Origin of the sequence: Clostridium sp. (genome assembly GCF_050717515.1) — a bacterium.
In the GTDB taxonomy this organism is placed as follows: Bacteria; Bacillota; Clostridia; order Clostridiales; family Clostridiaceae; genus Clostridium_AD.
Genome location: NZ_JBOITL010000024.1, coordinates 133,190 through 152,180, shown reverse-complemented (window position 1 = coordinate 152,180; position 18,991 = coordinate 133,190). Strand labels below are relative to the sequence as shown.

The 18,991-nt window shown below is 30.4% G+C and carries 13 protein-coding genes; 4 read left to right on the top strand and 9 right to left on the bottom strand.

Annotation, left to right across the window (positions count from 1 at the left end; all coding sequences use genetic code 11):
- Positions 1-23: 23 nt before the first annotated feature.
- Entirely contained in the window at positions 24-896 is an 873-nt protein-coding gene (locus ACREV6_RS09400; RefSeq protein WP_431577755.1) for a ComEC/Rec2 family competence protein, read from the top strand.
- A gap of 34 nt (positions 897-930) precedes the next feature.
- Here ACREV6_RS09400 and ACREV6_RS09395 read toward each other — a convergent pair whose 3' ends face one another.
- The 7 genes from ACREV6_RS09395 to ACREV6_RS09365 all read right to left on the bottom strand — a co-directional run bounded on the left by ACREV6_RS09395 (position 931) and on the right by ACREV6_RS09365 (position 12,400).
- Positions 931-3,381 (bottom strand): ABC transporter substrate-binding protein, encoded by a 2,451-nt coding sequence (locus tag ACREV6_RS09395; protein WP_431577754.1) that lies wholly within the window; start codon positions 3,379-3,381, stop codon positions 931-933.
- A gap of 824 nt (positions 3,382-4,205) precedes the next feature.
- Positions 4,206-4,988 (bottom strand): serine hydrolase, encoded by a 783-nt coding sequence (locus ACREV6_RS09390; protein ID WP_431577753.1) that lies wholly within the window; start codon positions 4,986-4,988, stop codon positions 4,206-4,208.
- Positions 4,989-5,067: 79 nt separating this feature from the next.
- The gene (locus ACREV6_RS09385; protein ID WP_431577752.1) at positions 5,068-6,165 is read right to left on the bottom strand and encodes a 6-phosphofructokinase; all 1,098 of its coding nucleotides are present in this window, start codon (positions 6,163-6,165) and stop codon (positions 5,068-5,070) included.
- A 283-nt stretch (positions 6,166-6,448) separates the two neighbouring features.
- Positions 6,449-7,270: an undecaprenyl-diphosphate phosphatase gene (locus tag ACREV6_RS09380; RefSeq protein WP_431577751.1), complete on the bottom strand. Its 822-nt coding sequence runs from the start codon at positions 7,268-7,270 to the stop codon at positions 6,449-6,451.
- Between the two features lie 100 nt (positions 7,271-7,370).
- Positions 7,371-8,483, bottom strand: coding sequence for a transglutaminase domain-containing protein (locus ACREV6_RS09375; RefSeq protein WP_431577750.1), 1,113 nt, complete (start codon positions 8,481-8,483; stop codon positions 7,371-7,373).
- A 160-nt stretch (positions 8,484-8,643) separates the two neighbouring features.
- On the bottom strand, positions 8,644-10,221 hold the full coding sequence (pckA, locus tag ACREV6_RS09370) for a phosphoenolpyruvate carboxykinase (ATP) (protein WP_431577749.1): 1,578 nt from the start codon (positions 10,219-10,221) through the stop codon (positions 8,644-8,646).
- Between the two features lie 475 nt (positions 10,222-10,696).
- Positions 10,697-12,400, bottom strand: a complete 1,704-nt coding sequence (locus ACREV6_RS09365) for a tetratricopeptide repeat protein (protein ID WP_431577748.1) — start codon at positions 12,398-12,400, stop codon at positions 10,697-10,699.
- A gap of 266 nt (positions 12,401-12,666) precedes the next feature.
- On the opposite strand from ACREV6_RS09365, the gene ACREV6_RS09360 reads away from it, so the two are divergent.
- The 3 genes from ACREV6_RS09360 (at position 12,667) to ACREV6_RS09350 (ending at position 16,061) form a co-directional block, all read left to right on the top strand.
- Positions 12,667-13,860 carry a CapA family protein gene (locus ACREV6_RS09360; RefSeq protein ID WP_431577747.1) on the top strand — a complete coding sequence of 398 codons (1,194 nt, stop codon included), beginning with the start codon at positions 12,667-12,669 and terminating at the stop codon, positions 13,858-13,860.
- A gap of 66 nt (positions 13,861-13,926) precedes the next feature.
- A complete protein-coding gene (locus ACREV6_RS09355) occupies positions 13,927-15,285 on the top strand; it encodes a DUF1727 domain-containing protein (protein WP_431577746.1) in 1,359 nt (452 codons plus the stop codon).
- Between the two features lie 47 nt (positions 15,286-15,332).
- Entirely contained in the window at positions 15,333-16,061 is a 729-nt protein-coding gene (locus ACREV6_RS09350) for a type 1 glutamine amidotransferase (RefSeq protein ID WP_431577745.1), read from the top strand.
- Between the two features lie 91 nt (positions 16,062-16,152).
- On the opposite strand, the gene ACREV6_RS09345 is transcribed toward ACREV6_RS09350, so the two are convergent.
- Both ACREV6_RS09345 and ACREV6_RS09340 read right to left on the bottom strand, forming a co-directional pair.
- Positions 16,153-17,430 (bottom strand): helix-turn-helix domain-containing protein, encoded by a 1,278-nt coding sequence (locus tag ACREV6_RS09345; RefSeq protein ID WP_431577744.1) that lies wholly within the window; start codon positions 17,428-17,430, stop codon positions 16,153-16,155.
- Between the two features lie 67 nt (positions 17,431-17,497).
- Entirely contained in the window at positions 17,498-18,796 is a 1,299-nt protein-coding gene (locus ACREV6_RS09340; protein WP_431577743.1) for a helix-turn-helix domain-containing protein, read from the bottom strand.
- Positions 18,797-18,991: the final 195 nt, after the last annotated feature.

Below are 18,991 nucleotides of genomic sequence, written 5' to 3'. Positions count from 1 at the left end.
ATATTATATAGGAGATTAATTATATGCCAAAGAAGCCTTGGTTAAAATACACCTTAATTTGCACTTTATTAGTTTTTGTAACTATAGCTATTGCTGCAGTTTATAAATACAATATAAAAACTAACATAAACTTAGAAAACAATATGGTCACTCATTTTATTGATGTAGGACAGGGTGATTGTATCCTTATTCAAGTAAACAATAAAAACTTATTAATTGATAGTGGTACCTGCGATTCAACTAAAAAAATAATTAGGTATCTAAAAAATAATAACATTACTAAACTAGACTACGTAATTGCAACTCATCCCCATGATGATCACATAGGGGGTATGGCTAGTGTAATTAAATCTTTTAAAGTTGGTGAATTTTATGCTCCTAAAGTTACCTCTTCCTCAGAATCCTTTGAAGATATGATTAGAGCTTTAAAAAGTAAAGGTCTTAAAATAAAAATAGCTAAGCCTAATATAACCTTAGATTTAGGTCCCAGTGTCACCTGCCTTATGCTATCACCAAATAAAACCACCTACAAAGATACTAATAATTACTCCTGCGTGCTAAAAATATCTTATAAAAATTCGACTTATTTGTTTACAGGTGATATGGAAAGTCTAAGTGAAGATGAGATTTTAAATAAAGGTTACGATTTAAAGGCTGAGGTTCTCAAAGTAGCTCATCATGGTAGTAAATCATCAACCACCCAAGAATTTTTAAATAGAGTTTCTCCAAAAATTGCAGTAATAAGCTGTGGAACCTATAATAATTATGGTCATCCAAATAAGGAAACCCTAGATAAACTTAAAAATTTAAATTGTATTATCTATAGAACTGATTTAGAGCAAAATATTGTACTCATAAGTGACGGTATATCCACAAGTAGATTGGTTGGAAAGTGAGCCTGTTTTAGGCCCCCTATCCTCCACAACATTCCTAATCCTCTTTCCATATATTTTCTAAATTTATCATATTTAACGAATGCACTTTCAATCCTTTAATTTTGCTACTATGAGCATAGGAAACACATATGTGTGATAAGAAAATATATGGTGCATCTTCAACCATTTCTTTTTCTATATTGCACATAAGCTCTCTATATTTATAAGGATTTCTACTTTTTTTTGCTGCATCTAGCATTTCCATTAATCTAGGATTATTGTAGGTATTCTTAATAGAAGAATTATTTATATCAATTAAGGGTTCTATGAAATTATCTGCTGTGCCTGAATCTCCTAGCCATCCATATAATTGCATATCATAATTCCCACTTTTTTTATTGTAAGCTTCAGCATCTAATTCTATTACATTTAAGGTTATTCCAATTTCTTTGAGGTTAATTCCAATTATATTTGCTAAAGTATATTGTAGTCCCTTTTTATTTTCATTAACACTTATTGGAAAGGTTAGTGTACCAGAACTAATGTTACTTTTTTTCATAAGTTCCTTTGCCTTTTTTAAATCTCTCCTATAACCCACTAATGTATTATTTTCAATAATACTTGTAGGAAATATACCCTTTGCAACTATTTCTGTATTGGCTAGCCCCTCCTTTATAATTTTTTCTTTATCTATACAATAATTAATAGCTTGTCTTAAATTCTTATTCCTTATTAACACATTGTTGCTATTAAAATTAAATAATATAAATCTAGATCCTATACATTCTGTTCTTTTAATTTCATAACCTGCATTTGCTACCTCACTTATATTGTTAGCGCTTACCTCAACATAGTCTAACTCATTCTTTAAAAAGTCATCAATACTATTGTCAATTCCTTCTCTAACAATAATTTCATCCATTAGTGCGTCGCCTAGTGCAAAGTCTTTAACTTTTTTTAAAATTAATTGTTTATTTTCTGTATCATGCTTGAAAAATTTATAAGGACCTGCACCTACTGGATTAGAACTCAAATTATTTATTTCTTCTTTGCACAATATTGAACATGAACAGTGTGCTAAATTATTTACAAAGGAACTATATGGATACTCAAGTACTATCTTTAGGTTATAATCATCCTTAATAATTATACCTTCTACTTCAGACTTTTTCCCTAAATAAAAATCTTCTGCGCCCTTAATAAAAGATAGAAACCATCTGTTGGGCGAATTCAATTTTTTGCTTAATAATCTCTCATAAGAATATTTAATATCTTTTGAAGTTATATTCCTTCCATTGTGAAATTTCATATTTTTTCTCAAACTGAAATTCCATGTAATATCATCATCCTCCACATGCCAATTTTTAGCTAGTGCCCCAATAACCTCAGTACCTATTCCAAATTGAACCAGTCCAATATTTATGGGCCATAGTACTTTTGTAGTGTCTACCTCTATTGCCATAGCTGGATCAAAACCCTTTACCCCTTGTGAATACATAGTAAAAGTAGATTTTGTAGCTAACTCCTCATTGCTGCTAAACTGACTAAGTTCATTTAAATTTTTTATAGTGTCTTTAAGAGTGTTCAAGGAGCCCTTTTGCCTATCTACATTAACTGATATATTTTCATTAAAATTTTTCACCCTATCAGACGCTATTACCATATCATTTATTACAGATGCCATATATTCATTTTTATTCGATTGTTCTTTAACTGCATATGCAATTTTCTGCGATATAGTTTTAGTATCCTCCACAGATTTCATCATATAATCTATAGCTTTTCCAGCATCCTTAGCTGTATTAGTACTATCTATAACTTTTGTAATACCTTGCATAATTATATCTAGAGTCTCATCAGTTACTTTACTAATATCTAAAATAATATTATCTATTTCATTTGCTGAAATAGAGCTGTTCTCTGCTAATTTCTTAACCTCGCCAGCAACTACTGCAAATCCTCTCCCTGAATCCCCTGCCCTTGCTGCCTCAATATTTGCATTTAGAGATAGTAGATGTGTAGTTTTAGCAATCCCTTTTATGGTACCCACAATACCTTTAATCTTATTTGATTTTTCTACAAGCTCCAGCATAATAGCTCTCATATTCTCTACTGTTCCTTGAACATTCAGTATACTCTCCATAACATTTATTACTGATTGTTGTCCAAAGGCTGCTTTTTCTAATGTACTATCTATAATCTTTATTGTTTCATCTACTTTAGCATTCACTTCTTTAGAAAACTCACTAACTTCAAAAGAAGCTCGAACTGTTTTTTCTATATGATTATTTTGCCTATCCATTTCCATATTAATATCTTCTACAGATTTAAGTAGGATCCCAGTTACATCTAAAGACTCTTCCACATCCTTATCAGCCTTCAGAGTTATAAGTTTTTGATATTTCTGATGGTTTACAATATTTATTAATTGTTTCCTATCAATTAACTCCATTTCATTTTGCTCTAGTTCCTTATAATTTAACTGTTGTTTTTTAAAAAGCATCATAGTCCCCCCCACAATTTTTCCTAATATTCAATCCTGAATTGTTACATTTATCCATATAATAACATATTCTTCAAACTAATTCCAGTTTTCTTTATGTTATATGTAAAAATATATAAGTTAATGAACTCTTTTGTATTTTTAGGCATAAAAAAAATAACCAGCTGAGTAGCTAATTATTTTTTACCTTGTCAACACTTTTCTATATTTTCTTCCAATTCATCGTTTGTAGCACTTAAAACATGGCTGAGCTTGATTACATTAACTTCTCATACTCTGTATCTCCGTCATTTACTGGCATATTTCTTCCTCAACTTCTTGAAAACTTCCTCACCATCTATCGGCGATAGTAGAAGATAACAGGTACCAGTGGAGACTAGTTTAATCATAGCACTCTCACTATTTCTTAAGGGCTACGCCCTCAGAGAAGGTGGCGTTGAACGTAAAAGCATATATTGCGTAGAATGCTCTATTAAAACAACAAGTATGAAATTACTCCGACGTGACTTGCAATAAAGAAACGACAAAACTATTGAAATTTCTTAGCTTATAGAACCTAAAATAATACCTCTTCTCAACTTACATATTTTTTCTTGTATTATGCTAACAAAAGTATATATTGCGTAGAATGCTTCTGAACAAGCCTTAGTAATTCTTAATTTATTTTATTTATAGATGCGTAAAGAAAATCACATGTTTGAGCGTTAGCGAGTTTGTGATTTTTAGCATCTATAAATAAAATAAATTTTAGAATTACTTGGCGCCGTGAAAGCATTCTAGCAATATATACTTTTTGTTATAGCATAGTATAAGAAAAAACTCGTAACCTATTTCCAGTCTTTATCTATAATATCCCACATCATCTTCCCAACCCTAGATATAGTAGTTATTCCATAAACATTGTTAGGTAAGTTGTTAGCCATTACTGTAAAAAGGAAATTCCCTTTTTCAATCATCATTAATGTTGTATCATTTTCAACAGTTTCAAGGCTACCCCCTTTATTTGCAACATTCACTTGAACATGCTTTGGTATGTAAAAAGGTAATTTATTTGTAACTTGTTGTTTTTTTAATATTCTTAAAAGCAAATCACTATTTTCTTGATTTAAGTATTGCTTTAGATATAACAATTTAAAACACTTACTTAAGTCAAAACTACTACTTGTATTCTCCAAATCCTCCTGATCCAACTTAATATCCGTTGTAATCCTTTTCAATTTTGTGTTTTTAAGCCCCATCTCTTTAAACAATTCCTCTATACGCTCGATGCTCAAAATTTCAATTATTTTATTTGCTGCGGTATTATCACTTTGTATAAGCATTGCTATTAATAAGTCAAATACTGAATAGTCTTTCCCTGAAAATTCATGTATAATTCCATTTGAGCCATGAATTTTATCCCCTGCTTCTATTTTAATTTTGGATTGTAAATCTATTTTCCCATCTTCCACTTCTTTAAGCAAAATCATAGCTAGTGGTAACTTTATGCACCCAGCTGATACCATTTCTTTATTTTCATTAAGCCCATAGAGATATCCACTATTTATTTCTTCAAAATAAAAACTATAATTACCTTCTCTTGTTTCTAAATATTTTTTTATTACTTTCATAATATCCTCCTGGTTTTTATCTAGAGTACAACAATAAGCTTATTGTTGTACTCCATATTTTAATTCAATACTTGGCCTATTAATCGCCAAAGGAAATTCCAATGCTTCTAGCGACTTTAACTAATTCTCCACTAGGTTCAACATTTTTGGTATCTCCTATAACGTTTTCTAAATGTGCATAAGATATTTTGTTTCCTGTAAGACAAACCATATTCCCAAATTTCCCAGCGTTGACTAAATCCACAGCCGCCACACCATACCTAGTAGCTAGCATTCTATCAAAAGATGATGTTATGCCGCCTCTTTGTATATGACCAAGTACTGTACATCTAATTTCGTGATTTTTTACTAGTTGTTCTAACTGGTAAGCTAATTTGTTACCTATTCCACCTAGTCTTATTGGGTCTGGACTATCTTCAACTATTTTACTAACTACAACGTTTCCACCTTTTTCCTTTGCACCCTCTGCAACAACAATAATACTAAATAATTTCCCTTCTTTTTCACGTTCTTCTATCTTTTCAACAATTTTAAAAATATCGAAATCTATTTCAGGTATTAAAATTACATCGGCTGATCCTGAAACTCCAGACTCTAGTGCAATCCACCCTGCATTTCTTCCCATTACTTCCAGTATCATTATCCTATGATGTGATTCAGCTGTAGTGTGGAGTCTATCAAGAGCTTCTGTTGCCACACCTACTGCGGTATTAAATCCAAAAGTAAAATCTGTAGAGGCTAAATCGTTGTCTATAGTTTTAGGAACTCCTATTACCTTAACACCTCTTCTGCCAAAATCCCTTGCACTTGTAAGCGTACCGTCTCCTCCGATAACTATTAGAGCATCCACGCCTTCTTTTCTCATATTTTCAATTGCTACATCTGATACATCTTTCTTAACCTCAATACCATTTTCTTCAACAGTATAATTGAACAAATTATCCTTATTAGAACAATATAGTATAGTTCCACCTTTATGTTGAATTCCTGACACTGTTTCTAGTGTTAATGGCATGGTTTCATTCTTATATAGCCCTCTATATCCAAATCTATAACCAATTACTTCATAGCCATAATTTAAAATAGCGTTACGAGTAACTGCCCTAATTACTGCATTGAGTCCTGGACAATCCCCTCCACCAGTTAATACACCTATTTTCTTTATTTTCTGCGCCATATACATTCCCCCAAACTCTATTTGACTTATTATACACCTTATAGTGAAAAATATAAATGATAGGCGGCTATTAGTGAAATATTCTCAACTTTTCACAAATAGCATAGCTTAATAAAGAAAAACATCATAATATAGAATATTATAGGCTGCAATATACGCAAATTTAAATATTACTAGAATATTATGTAGCACATTAAACATTAAACCAACATATGAGCTAATTAATAGCTAAAGCTAACGAAATTTTTCGCTAGCTTTACTCATAAAATATTATTATTTATATTTAAATATTAGTAAATTTAATTAAAAACAGCAATGTTATCCCCACAACTATTCTATAAATAGCAAAAATCTTCATAGGTTTATTTTTTAAATAAGAAACAAATTTTTCAACCACAACTAATGCGACTAAAAATGCCGTTATAAATCCAATAACCAAAGTAATAATTTCTCCATTACTAAAATTCATTCCACTTTTATATAGTGTTAATCCTGCGGCTCCAACCATAGTTGGTATGGCTAAAAAGAATGAAAATTCAGTTGCAGCAACCGTAGAAACACCACTAATCCAACCACCCATTATAGTAGATGCTGACCTAGACATTCCTGGCCATAGTGCAAAACATTGAAAACATCCTATTTTTATTGATTGTTTAATACTTATTTGTTCTATATTCTTTATTTTATCCAAATGCCTGAATTTATTTTCTATAATGATCATAAGAATTCCACCAACCACTAAAGCCAAAGCTACCGTGGTTGGATTAAAGAGATATTCATCTATTTTATCATTTAGAAGAAACCCTAAGACTCCAGCTGGTATAACTGCCACTATAATATTAGTCCAAAACTTAATACCTGAGGGTTTTGCCTGAAAAAAATCTACAACTGAGTTCCATATTTTATTCCAATATAATACTATAATTGCAAGAATAGCTCCGAGTTGTATTACTACCTCAAATGAATTTGCAAATGCGCCTTTAAAATTTATAATATTTCCCACAATAATCATATGTCCAGTGGAGGAAACAGGAATAAATTCTGTTATTCCTTCTACTATAGCTATTATTACAGCTTTTAGCACTAATATAATGTTTAAATCCATGTATTATCCGCTCCTTATAACAATAATTTATAAAATCTTTTTTATTATACTATATTTAGGCAATGAACATAGTTAGATTTATATTTTATTGTTTAAATGTTTATTTTTCTATTAGCACTTCCCTCTCTAGCGTCTTACCATCTTGTGATAATTTAATAGAATTTACTCCTTTGACAATTTGTAAATCAAAAAAAGTATCTACCTTTATATAATCACCGCCATTAACGCTTAAGAAATAATTTTTAAGCATATAACTATTCATAAAGGCTCCTACAGTAAAGTTCTGTCCTTCTTCTGTGTCATTTTTTAAATCTCTCTTTGCAAATATTAAAGTTGGGATTTTCTCCACACCTTTATTCACATATTCTTTTTTGGGAGATATTTTAAAAACTTTCGGATTATTAACAAATATAGTAGGTTGAATAAACCCCTCCTTTGTTTCTATCTTAGGGAGCAGTCCTTGTTTCAAAAAAGTAAGTTTAGAATTGCTCTTCAGCTCTCCATATTTATTATTATCCACAGATATACTATAACTTTCATAATAGTTCTTCATATTTTTAACATATTTATTAGTATCTTTTAAAACGGCGATTTTAACCTTGTCTATTCCCTTGCTTATTATTTCAATAGCACTTAGTGGAATCTCTGCATCTGTCATATAAGTTCCATTGACACCATCTATCATTATCCATTTATTGTATTTAACGCTCCATATTTCACATACATTAAAATATGATTTTCCACTATTTTTTTTATCAGTACTTCTTAATACTCCAGAGCGCACATTAATCCCAACAGAAGCTAAACACTCCTCATAAATAGTTGCATAATCACTATCTGATATTTTATTTCCTTCATCAGCTGCTTGCATTATTTCTAAAGCGTTTTTATCACTGGTCATAGAGTTACTTTGAGCTTTTACTTTTCCATTAATAAATTCCATAATTTTTATAGAGTTATCAAATTGATCCTTCTTTCCATCTATAAGTTTATCTAATGAATAGGTTTTTTTAAGTTTTAATAAATTCTCATTTTGGGGATTTAAGTAGTAAAAATGAATATTATCTCCAGTATAAAAATTTTCCCATTTAGTAATTTTCAATCCCTCTTCCCCACTATTTAAATCAGCTTTAAATTTAAAACTCAAAAAAATTATAGCCGCTGTTATAATAACAAAAAATGAAATCCTATAAATAATACTATTTTTTTTCATAATTCCTCCTTGCATTCTTAAAGTTAAACAATAAATTATAAAGTGTTATTTACACAAAAGTAGCTTGACATTTATTTAATGAGTATATCATATTTATAGCAAAATTTACATAAAAAAACCCCAGGTTATCTATTGCAATCTTTAACCTGGGATTCTTGTATTATATACTTATAGGACCAGCTTGTTTTATATTTTCTGAAACTCCCTTAAATTTACTAAAGTTCACAGTAAATTTAGAGGCAAGCTCTCGAGCTTTTAAATTATACGCTTTTTTATCTCCCCACGTATTTTCTGGATTTAGTATTTCAGAGGGAACATTTGGTACCGCCACCGGCACTGCCACTTTAAATATCGGATGCTGCGTATACTTTACTTCCTTAAGTGTGCCTTCAAGAGCTGCTTTTACCATGGCTCTTGTATAAGACAGTTTCATTCTTGAACCTACACCATATCCTCCACCACTCCAACCTGTGTTTATCAAAAATACCTCAGTGTCATGTTTATCTATTCTCTCACCCAAAAGTTTTGCATAAACTGCTGGTTTCATTAACATAAAAGGTTCTCCAAAGCAAGATGAAAAAGTGGCTTTTGGCTGCGTAATTCCACGTTCTGTACCTGCAAGCTTGCTTGTATATCCTGAAATAAAATGATACATTGCAGCTTCCTTGGAAAGCTTTGAAATTGGTGGAATTACTCCGAAAGCATCTGCTGTTAAAAATATTATGGTACTAGGATGTCCACCAATTCCGCTAAGCTGCGCATTTGGTATATATTCTAGTGGATATGCTCCTCTGGTGTTCTCTGTTAAACTACCATCATCATAATCAGGCATCTTATCATTATCAAGCACAACATTTTCAAGCAATGCACCAAATTTTAATGCGCCGTAAATTTCGCTTTCTTTATCTTTATCCAGCTTTATAGTTTTAGCATAGCATCCACCTTCAAAGTTAAACACTCCACTATCGCACCAACCATGTTCATCATCCCCAATAAGCTTTCTTTCTGGATCTGCTGACAATGTAGTTTTTCCTGTACCAGACAAGCCAAAAAATACTGCTGTCTCGCCATTTTCACCAATATTTGCAGAACAATGCATTGGGAATACACCTCTTAGTGGCAATAAAAAATTCATTATTGAAAAAATAGACTTTTTAATTTCTCCTGCATATTGCGTTCCACCAATTAACACAATCTTCTTATCAAAATTAACTATAATAAAAGCTTCAGAGTTTATTCCGTCAATTGCTCCTTTTGCCTTAAATCCAGGCGCTGCAATAACTGTGAATTCAGCCTTGTGGTGCTCAAGCATTGCTTTATCAGGTCTTCTAAATAGTTGATTAGAAAGTAAAGCCTCTGATGCAAGCTCATTTACTACTCTAATAGGTAGTTTATATTCTTCCATAGCACCAACATAACCATCAAACACAAATAATTCTTTATCGCTTAAATATTTACTCACTTGCTTGTACAACTCATCAAAAATATTTTCTTCTATAGGTAAATTTACCTCTCCCCAATTTATTAATTTCGCAACACTTTCTTGTGAAACTATAAATCTATCCTTAGGTGATCTCCCTGTATATTTCCCTGTGTTTACAGCCAATGCACCTGTTTCTGTTAAAGTACCTTCTTCTCTTAGCAATGCAAAATTTACTAAGTCAGATACCGGTAAATTCCTAAATATTTTTTTTGATGTCACTATGCTTAAATAATCTAAGTTTTCTAAATAATCCACAATATTACCCCCAATTACTATATTCACATGCTTATTAATTTAGTTATATACTAATATATTACAACACTTTAATTAAAATGCAAGAAAAAAATTATTATAATATTAATTTAACGTTTTTATGAATACGTTCCTTCATTATGATAATTTATCGTTGTTGTAGCATATTCTTTTTATATTTTATGATGCACTAATATATTTTATGCTTATATTTCCACTATTGTTGCTATACTTAAGCTCATCCTACATATAAGAATAGAAAATCTAAAGAGACTCACTTTTATTTTGCTGCTTCTAGGTTGTTTTCTAGATTAAATAGATTATTTAATCTTTATCAAAATGAATGATATTGGTTTTTAAAAATCACGCAATTAAAAAAGTATATATTAAATCAAATAAGTTTGATTTAATATATACTTAACGCAAGAGATGATTTAATTCTATCCTATATTTTTTTCTTATACTATATACTGCAGTGTTAATAAAATAGTGTAAACTCAGGAATTTTTAATTCTTGGTTATCTTTGCCCTTGGCATAACTTTCTTTTAGTTTCAAGACCTTGTCATAATTCTCCACAATGATTTTTTTAGTGTAGTCATCATATGAGTCATTCAACCCCTCATAAGCTTTCTTTATATTATTAAATCCTTTTTCTAAATCTTGCTGAAAAGATATATAATAGCAACCAGTATTATTTAAAGTCAAAATATCTTTTTCGTCTCCTTGATACGCACTATCAATTTCCACTTTTGCTTCCACTGCCTTATTCTGAGTCATGTATATAGTTGCTAAGGTTCTATGATACTTCGGCACTAATTCATTTAATTTACTACATATCTTTAAAATTTTTATTGCATCATCCATCTTTTTATCAGCCAACTTAATTAGTGCCATATTGTATTTTATCTCTGCATCCTGAGGTTTTATAATTGATGCTAAATTAAAATATTCTAGAGCTTTTCCACTATTATCAGCCTTGTACCAATAATAGTTTGCTAAATTAAGCATTATATTATAATTATAAGGCTCTTTAGTTAACGCAGTTCTAAAATAAGGCTCCGCTGCGAGTTTTGTGGACTCCTCTTTCAATATTTGCGGCATTAAAAATCCATAATTATCTGGGTACTCGCCATTAAGCTGAATAGATTTATTACAATATTCTTTAGCCTTCTTATAATCTTTCTTGTAAAGATAATACCAACCTGCGCTATGATAAGCTCTGTAATCATCTGGATGCAGCGAAATTACATTTCGAATTAATTTATCAGACTTTTCTAGCTCATTCATGTTTTTGCACACATTAGCTTTTATTAATTCAATTTGCATATTACCTACATTTTTATTAGAAAGTTCATTAATTAATTTGTTTGCCTCATCTACAGTATCTATGCTAAGGGAATATATCTTAGCTAACCACATTTTATATGATAAATCATTAGGGTGCTTTTTTGAAAGGGCGGTTATATTTTGCAATAGAGAATCCTTATTATAGAGTGCTGCTTGGGCTAAAACATCGTATATCTTGTATTCATCCTTATTTAATTCCCATGCGTTTTTTAATTCAGTATATCCCTCTTCCCATTTCCCCACAAGCATTAACATTCTAGAGTATTCCGCTATATCATAGGAAGACCTTATATCCACAGGATAGTTTGCCATTAGTTCGTTTGCAACCTCAAGCTTTTTATTTCCCATATAAACAGTAAACATTGTTTTTATTAAATTTTTATCTTTAGGGTATTTGCGCAATGCAAGCTCTCCGTCTTTTAGTGCAGCAGCCTTCTCTCCATTTATAAATTCCGTAAAAACCATAGAATTATAGCTCTGCGCATCTATTGATTTATATTTTTTTGAGATATCAATATATTTTAATGAGTTCTTTAAATCATTTTTAACAGAATAAACCTCAGCTATTTTAATATTCCATTTTGGTGAAAGCGAATCCTTCTTTGAAAGTTCACTATATTTTTCCACAGCTAAATCATATTCCTGTGCGAAAAAATGTGTTTCAGCCTCTGCAACTAATTTACTTAACTCTGACCTTTTATGTGTTATAGTTATAAATGTAATGCTAATAACTGTAACACACAAAACAACTAAATAAAGCGCTATTTTTTTAACTCCTAATTCTTTTAGCTTACTGCTATTTAATATAGGCTTTAGTTTATCTAATTTTACCATAGCTGCTTACCCCCTTATAAATTTGGTAGGATTTAAATATATTTCTAACACCGCTTCTAATTTCGTATATAAGCAATTAATTTTTCTTTAAATATACACTATAGTCATATTCTAACAAATACATAAATAAAAAGCTAGACTATTTAATAAATCATTACATTAATAGATTAGACAAATAAACAATAATGTTATAAAATTGTATTGACTTAAATATATAATTATTTATTGAAAAGCAAAGTACACTTATATAAAATGGGGGTGTTGTTTTGAAAAAGTCACGAAAAAGAATAATCAACAAAAAAAAAGCAATAAGAAATATATCCTTATTAATATTTATTTCTGTAATTTTAACCACCGCTGTAGTTAAAACTATTTCTTTTTCTTTGAAGAAGTTTAGTGCAAGCCATACTATTTCTAAGGAGGAAAAAAAGAAACCTACTGATAAAGCTACCTCTAATAATGATAAACCTGTGAACTCTGTGGAAAAAACTCCTGTGGCGAAAAATACTGAAGTACTCCTCTCAGCTGTTGGAGATTGCACTATAGGAACTGATAGTAAATTCGATTACGCTACTAGTCTTCCTGCTATGGTAACAAATTCTAATAATGATTTTTCCTATTATTTCAAAAATGTGCATAGTATTTTTAGCCGGGACGATGTTACCATTGCTAATTTAGAAACAACCTTTACAGGTTCAAATGATAAGGAAGAAAAGCAGTTTAACTTCAAAGCCACCAGTGATTTTGCTAAAAGCTTAACTCTAGGTTCTATTGAAGGAGTGAATCTCTCTAACAACCATATTTATGATTATAAAGAAAAGGGATTTCAAGATACAAAACTTTCTCTAAAAAAAGAAAAGGTTAACTTTTTCGGAGAAGGTTCGAAGTGGATTACCAAAATAAAAGAGCAACCTTTTGGTTTTTTAGGTTATAGAGGTTGGTCACTGGAACAAAGTTTTCTTGATAAATTAAAGAAAGATATACTAGAATTAAAAAAGACTAACTCAGTTATAGTTATAAACTTTCACTGGGGAAACGAAAAAGAGTATTATCCAATAGATGAACAAAAGAAGCTTGCTCGCTTTGCTATTGATAACGGTGCAGATATAATCCTAGGTCACCACCCTCATGTAATTCAAGGCATTGAACAATATAAGAATAGAATAATCGCCTATAGCCTTGGAAATTTTTGCTTTGGTGGCAACTCTAACCCTAGTGATAAGAGAACCTTTATTTTTCAAAGTAACCTAAAGTTCACGAATAATAAGTTAACAGCTATAGGTGTAAGGGTTATCCCTTGCAGTATATCTTCCGTAGATTATAAGAATGACTATTGCCCAACGCCACTCAAAGGTGATGCTAAGCTAAATCTCTTAAGCTACTTAAATAAGCTCTCACAAAATTCAGGTTTTAAAATAAGTGATGAGTTTTTCTATATTAATGTCAATAATAATAACTGATTGAATAATATGTAATTGAATAATTACATATTATTCTACTTAAGTTAATAAGTACAATTAAAGGATGTGTTGGAAATTAAAATTCAGTCATTTGTCAGTATAATAACTTCAAAGTTTATTATGAAATTATCAAAAATTTTATTTAAAGGTGGAACAAATTTTCCTGGCAAAATCGCCTTAAAGCTTGATCGTGATATTATGAAAATCATAGCGGCGAATTATGAGGTTATTCTCATAACCGGTACAAATGGAAAAACCACCACCACTAGTATGATTTATAACATAATAAAAAATAGCAATAAACCAGTAATTACTAACAATACTGGTGCAAATATGTATACAGGAATAGTTGCTTGTTTTATTTCTAATTATTCTTTTAAAAAATCTCCAGAGAAAAAAATTGCTGTTATAGAAGTAGATGAAGCCAATGTTAAATTTATAACTGATTATATATCTCCAAAAATTATTACTATTACAAATCTATTTAGAGATCAATTAGACAGATATGGAGAGGTATATACAACTCTTAAGAAGATACTAGAGGGCGTAGAAAAAACTCCTACTTCCACTCTTATTTTTAATGGGGATGAATCGCTACTTGGTAACTTAAACCTTAAAAACCCTATAGTTTACTATGGTTTTGGTACCAAGGTTAATGAGAACAAACTTGTAGATATAAATGCGGATGCTAAGTTTTGTACCATCTGCAAAGCTCCTTATGAATATAACTTTATTACCTATAACCATCTAGGTGATTTCTATTGCAGCAAATGCGGATATAAGCGCCCTGCACTTACATATTCCATAGATAAAATTATTGAACTTTCCACCAGTGGTTCTACTGTCCATATAAATAATAAAGAATACTACATAAACCAACCAGGTACTTATAATATTTATAATGCCCTGTGTGCATATTCCGTAGCTAATGTACTAGGCATTCCTGATAACACTATAGAGCGTTCTCTTAAAACTGTAGCCAGTAGCTTTGGTAGACAAGAAACCTTAAATATTGAAGGCACTGAAGTTAAAATAATTTTGGTCAAAAATCCTGCAGGCTATGATGAAGCTGTAAATACTATTAACCTAGACACACGAAAAATAAATTTAGCTCTTCTACTAAATGACAATTATGCAGATGGAAAAGATGTTTCTTGGATTTGGGATGTTAATTTTGAACGTTTAACTTCACTTAACATTAATAAAATTATGATATCTGGCATACGCCTGTACGATATGGCAATTAGACTTAAAGTTGCAGGTTTTGAAGCAGAATCATTCCTCTTATGCAACCATGATGAAGACGTTCTAAATCAGATTAAATCTTGTGATGGCGAAATAGTTTATATACTAGCTACCTATACTGCCATGATAGACCTGCGAAAATTTTTACACGCTAAAGGTTACATAGATAAGATTTGGTAATAACTCAATATTCAAAGATTTAAAAATTCAAATAGAAGGTGAATAATATGGAAATTAACATTTGTCATTTATATCCTGATCTATTAAATGTATATGGGGATGTAGGAAACATTTTAATATTGAAGCACAGAGCGGAAAAACGAGATATAAAAGTAAGTATTGTTAATGTATCAATGGGTGATATTTTCAGCGCAGAGGATTATGATATTGTATTTTTCGGCGGAGGACAAGATTATGAACAAGCCATAGTTTCCCCAGACTTAATAGAATTTAAAAAATCTGCTATTGATGACTATATCCAAAGTGGAAAAGTTTTTTTAGCCATTTGTGGAGGATATCAATTGCTTGGGAAATATTATACTACTCCTGACGGCGAAAAGCTTGATGGTCTTGGTATTCTGGATATTTATACCGAAGGCGGAGATAAACGTTTCATAGGAAACACTGTTATTCATAATGAAGCTTTTGATGAAACCTATGTAGGTTTTGAAAATCATTCTGGAAGAACTTATATTAATGACTTAAAGCCACTTGGCAAAGTTCTAGTTGGATATGGTAACAATGGAGAAGATGGTTACGAGGGTTGTGTTTATAAGAACACCTATTGTACTTATTTTCATGGCTCGCTTTTATCTAAAAATCCTGAACTTGCGGACAGGATACTTGCACTAGCACTAAACAATAAGTATAACGAGGTAGCTCTAACAACCCTTGACGATAGTTTAGAACTTAAAGCTAAAGAATTTATAATAAATAGAGAAACTTCAAATAAATAGAAAATTTTTCAATAAATTATATATTGGTATTGAAAATAAAATAAAGATGTAGGTTTAGGAAAATCCCTAACCCACATCTTTATTTCTATATCTACATCTTTTTTTCTAATTGCAATGCTAAACTAAAATACTTTATAGACTCAGCTACACTACCAAGTTTATGGTACATACTTCCCATTTCTAAGTAACGCCCATATATCTCTTGCTTTCCACCAAATTTTAATAGGGAATCTAAAGATAAATTCATATACATCTCTGCACTAGATGACTGCTCCTGTCTATTAAGAATAACAGCTTTGTAATAATAGCCTTTTTCGATGAATTTAATATCATCTAAATTAATTGCATAATTTAGAACTTCATCAGAAATAGTCTTTGCCAGCTCCAATACGTCATTTTCGATAAGCTCATTAACGCAATCAAGCATAAAGCTAACTAGTCCTATCATATTATCCCTAGGATAGCAGGCGAGTCCCTTCTTTATATATTCAACCCCTCTATCTTTCATATTACAGTCAAGCATTGTGGACCCATAATTATAAATAGCGCCTGCTTTACTAGAATCTCTATCTTTATATAACTCATAGGATTTTTTTTCATATTCCTCAAACTTACCATTTTTCATTCTTATAGATAGCATGGCCAGCATATGATATATCTCAGCTGCTTTAAAATCCGTATCCACATACTCTAGCAAATCTAATAAAGTTATTCCTACTTCATAAGCCATTACATAATTTTTCAACATAATATCACAAGCCGCTTCATTATAAGTGACTACAATTAATTTTTTATTATTAGGAACCTCACATTCACTTAACCTTCTTCGAACATTACAATAGTAGCTAGACGCTTGAAGATATTCTTCTTTTATATATAAATGCCTTGCCATGTCCATATAGTAAGTCAACTGACTATCATCTACAGATGTTTTTAAATATAAATCATAATACTCTGCAGTAATTGATTGAGTCTTCTCAAAGTCTCTTTTATCTAAGTAAAAATTAAACAACATGTGCATTAGCTCAATAGCTAATTCATAGTAATTATACTTCTGAGCAAACTCCAAATTGTAGGATGCTTTAGATTCAAAATCATCATCCTTAGAATCCAGACCATTTTTGACCTGCTCTCTTAATGCCTTAATATTTACCTCAACTTGCTGCCTTACATCTTCATTTAAATATGCAATATCTATGTCCAATTTTTTGCTGATAAGTTCTATTACCCAAGGTTCTGCCATAACCTTGTTGTTTTCTATACAACTCATCTTAGATACTGATATTTTGTCATCGCACATCTCTCTCAATGTATACCCTTTATATATTCTAGTTCTTTTTATTTTTTCTCCCGTTGATAATATTTCCATTCTCATCACCTATCTACAGATTAAATAACTATTCTATGAATCGCTCCATAAAATAGTTTCATTAAAATTATTTAATTATTCCCAGTTTGTTAAATAATTCCACGCCTTCATTTAGATATTTAGCTGCATCCTTATCTCTGCCACCATCAATATAGAACTTTCCAAGCATTATAGATATCTCAGCTGCTTCTTTTTCTTGCTCTTGTCGTTTCACAAAATTTAGCGCTAATAATAAAGTGTTTTCTGCTTCATTCATATTGCCTTCCAATAGATCAATTCTATATTTCAATAAATAATATTGGTTTAATACTATATGATTACCATCTTCTATATATTCTAAAATTTGCTGCAAGGCATCCTTAGCTTTACTTACATCCTTAAGCTTAATATGATTTTCACATATATAAGCTAAGGTATCTATTAACTTTGAGTCATTATTTTTTCGTCTAATTTCCTTGGCCTTATTTAAGTGTATAAAGGATTGTTCCATGTTTTCAAACTCATAAAATAACCTTCCTAAATTGTTCTCAATTTCAGAAATATAGTTTAAATTATCAATTTCATAAAATACTTTTAAAGTAATCTTTGAATACTTTATGGCATTTTTAATATCGCCTTTTTCATTATATTCATTTGCGAGTAATAAAAGTGAATTAGCGTATTCTTTCTTATTATCTATTTGTTTAAACTTTTCTTGAGCTAAATATGAATATTTTATAGCATTGTCCACATTTTCTAATTTAAAATAAGTGTAACCTATATAGTAATATATTTCACCGAGTAGAAAATCATTTCCCATTTCGTTGTCTACAAAAACTTTTTCTGCTTGTTGAAAATAGCTTGAAGCCGACTGATAACCCTTAAGTTCAAGTGTTATCTTCCCTAGTTTTAGAAAAGTCTTAATTATTTCTTCATAGGCGTTATTTTTGATAAAAATAACATTCGAGGAAAGGAAAACTTGTTGAGCTGCCGCAATTTCTTCCCTAGCTATGTATATATCTCCTCTTAATGACAAATTCCTTGCTTTTCTATATTCTAATTTATATTTTTCAGAATAATATAGTGATTTCTCAATATTTTGCTCTGCTTGCACTAAATCACTATTTAGAATAAGTGATTCTGCAATATTTTCATAATACAAACATATTTTTTCTGCTTGAGTTTCTTCTGACTCCATTAGATATTCCACAGTTGTATTTAGTGTATTCGCTAAATATTCTAATAGATCCATGCTAGGATTAGATTTGCTAGACTCTACAAGACTAATTTGTCCTGGAGTTATTCTTTCTCCTGCAAGATCCTTTAATGTCATATTAAGCTCTTTTCTTTTCCGCTTTATCTTTTCACCTAAAGACAATATTTCCATAATCACTCTTCCTTTACTGGATGGTAATATATATATACTATTAATATTTAAAACAACCTTAGACAATTTTAATTCAATTATAACATAGTTTTCGTTTAAACTGCAAAATATTTGAAAATAAAATGGAATTTTTAGTTATAAAAATAAAAACTCCAAACCACATATTCTATAATATGGTTTGGAGAATTTTAGTGA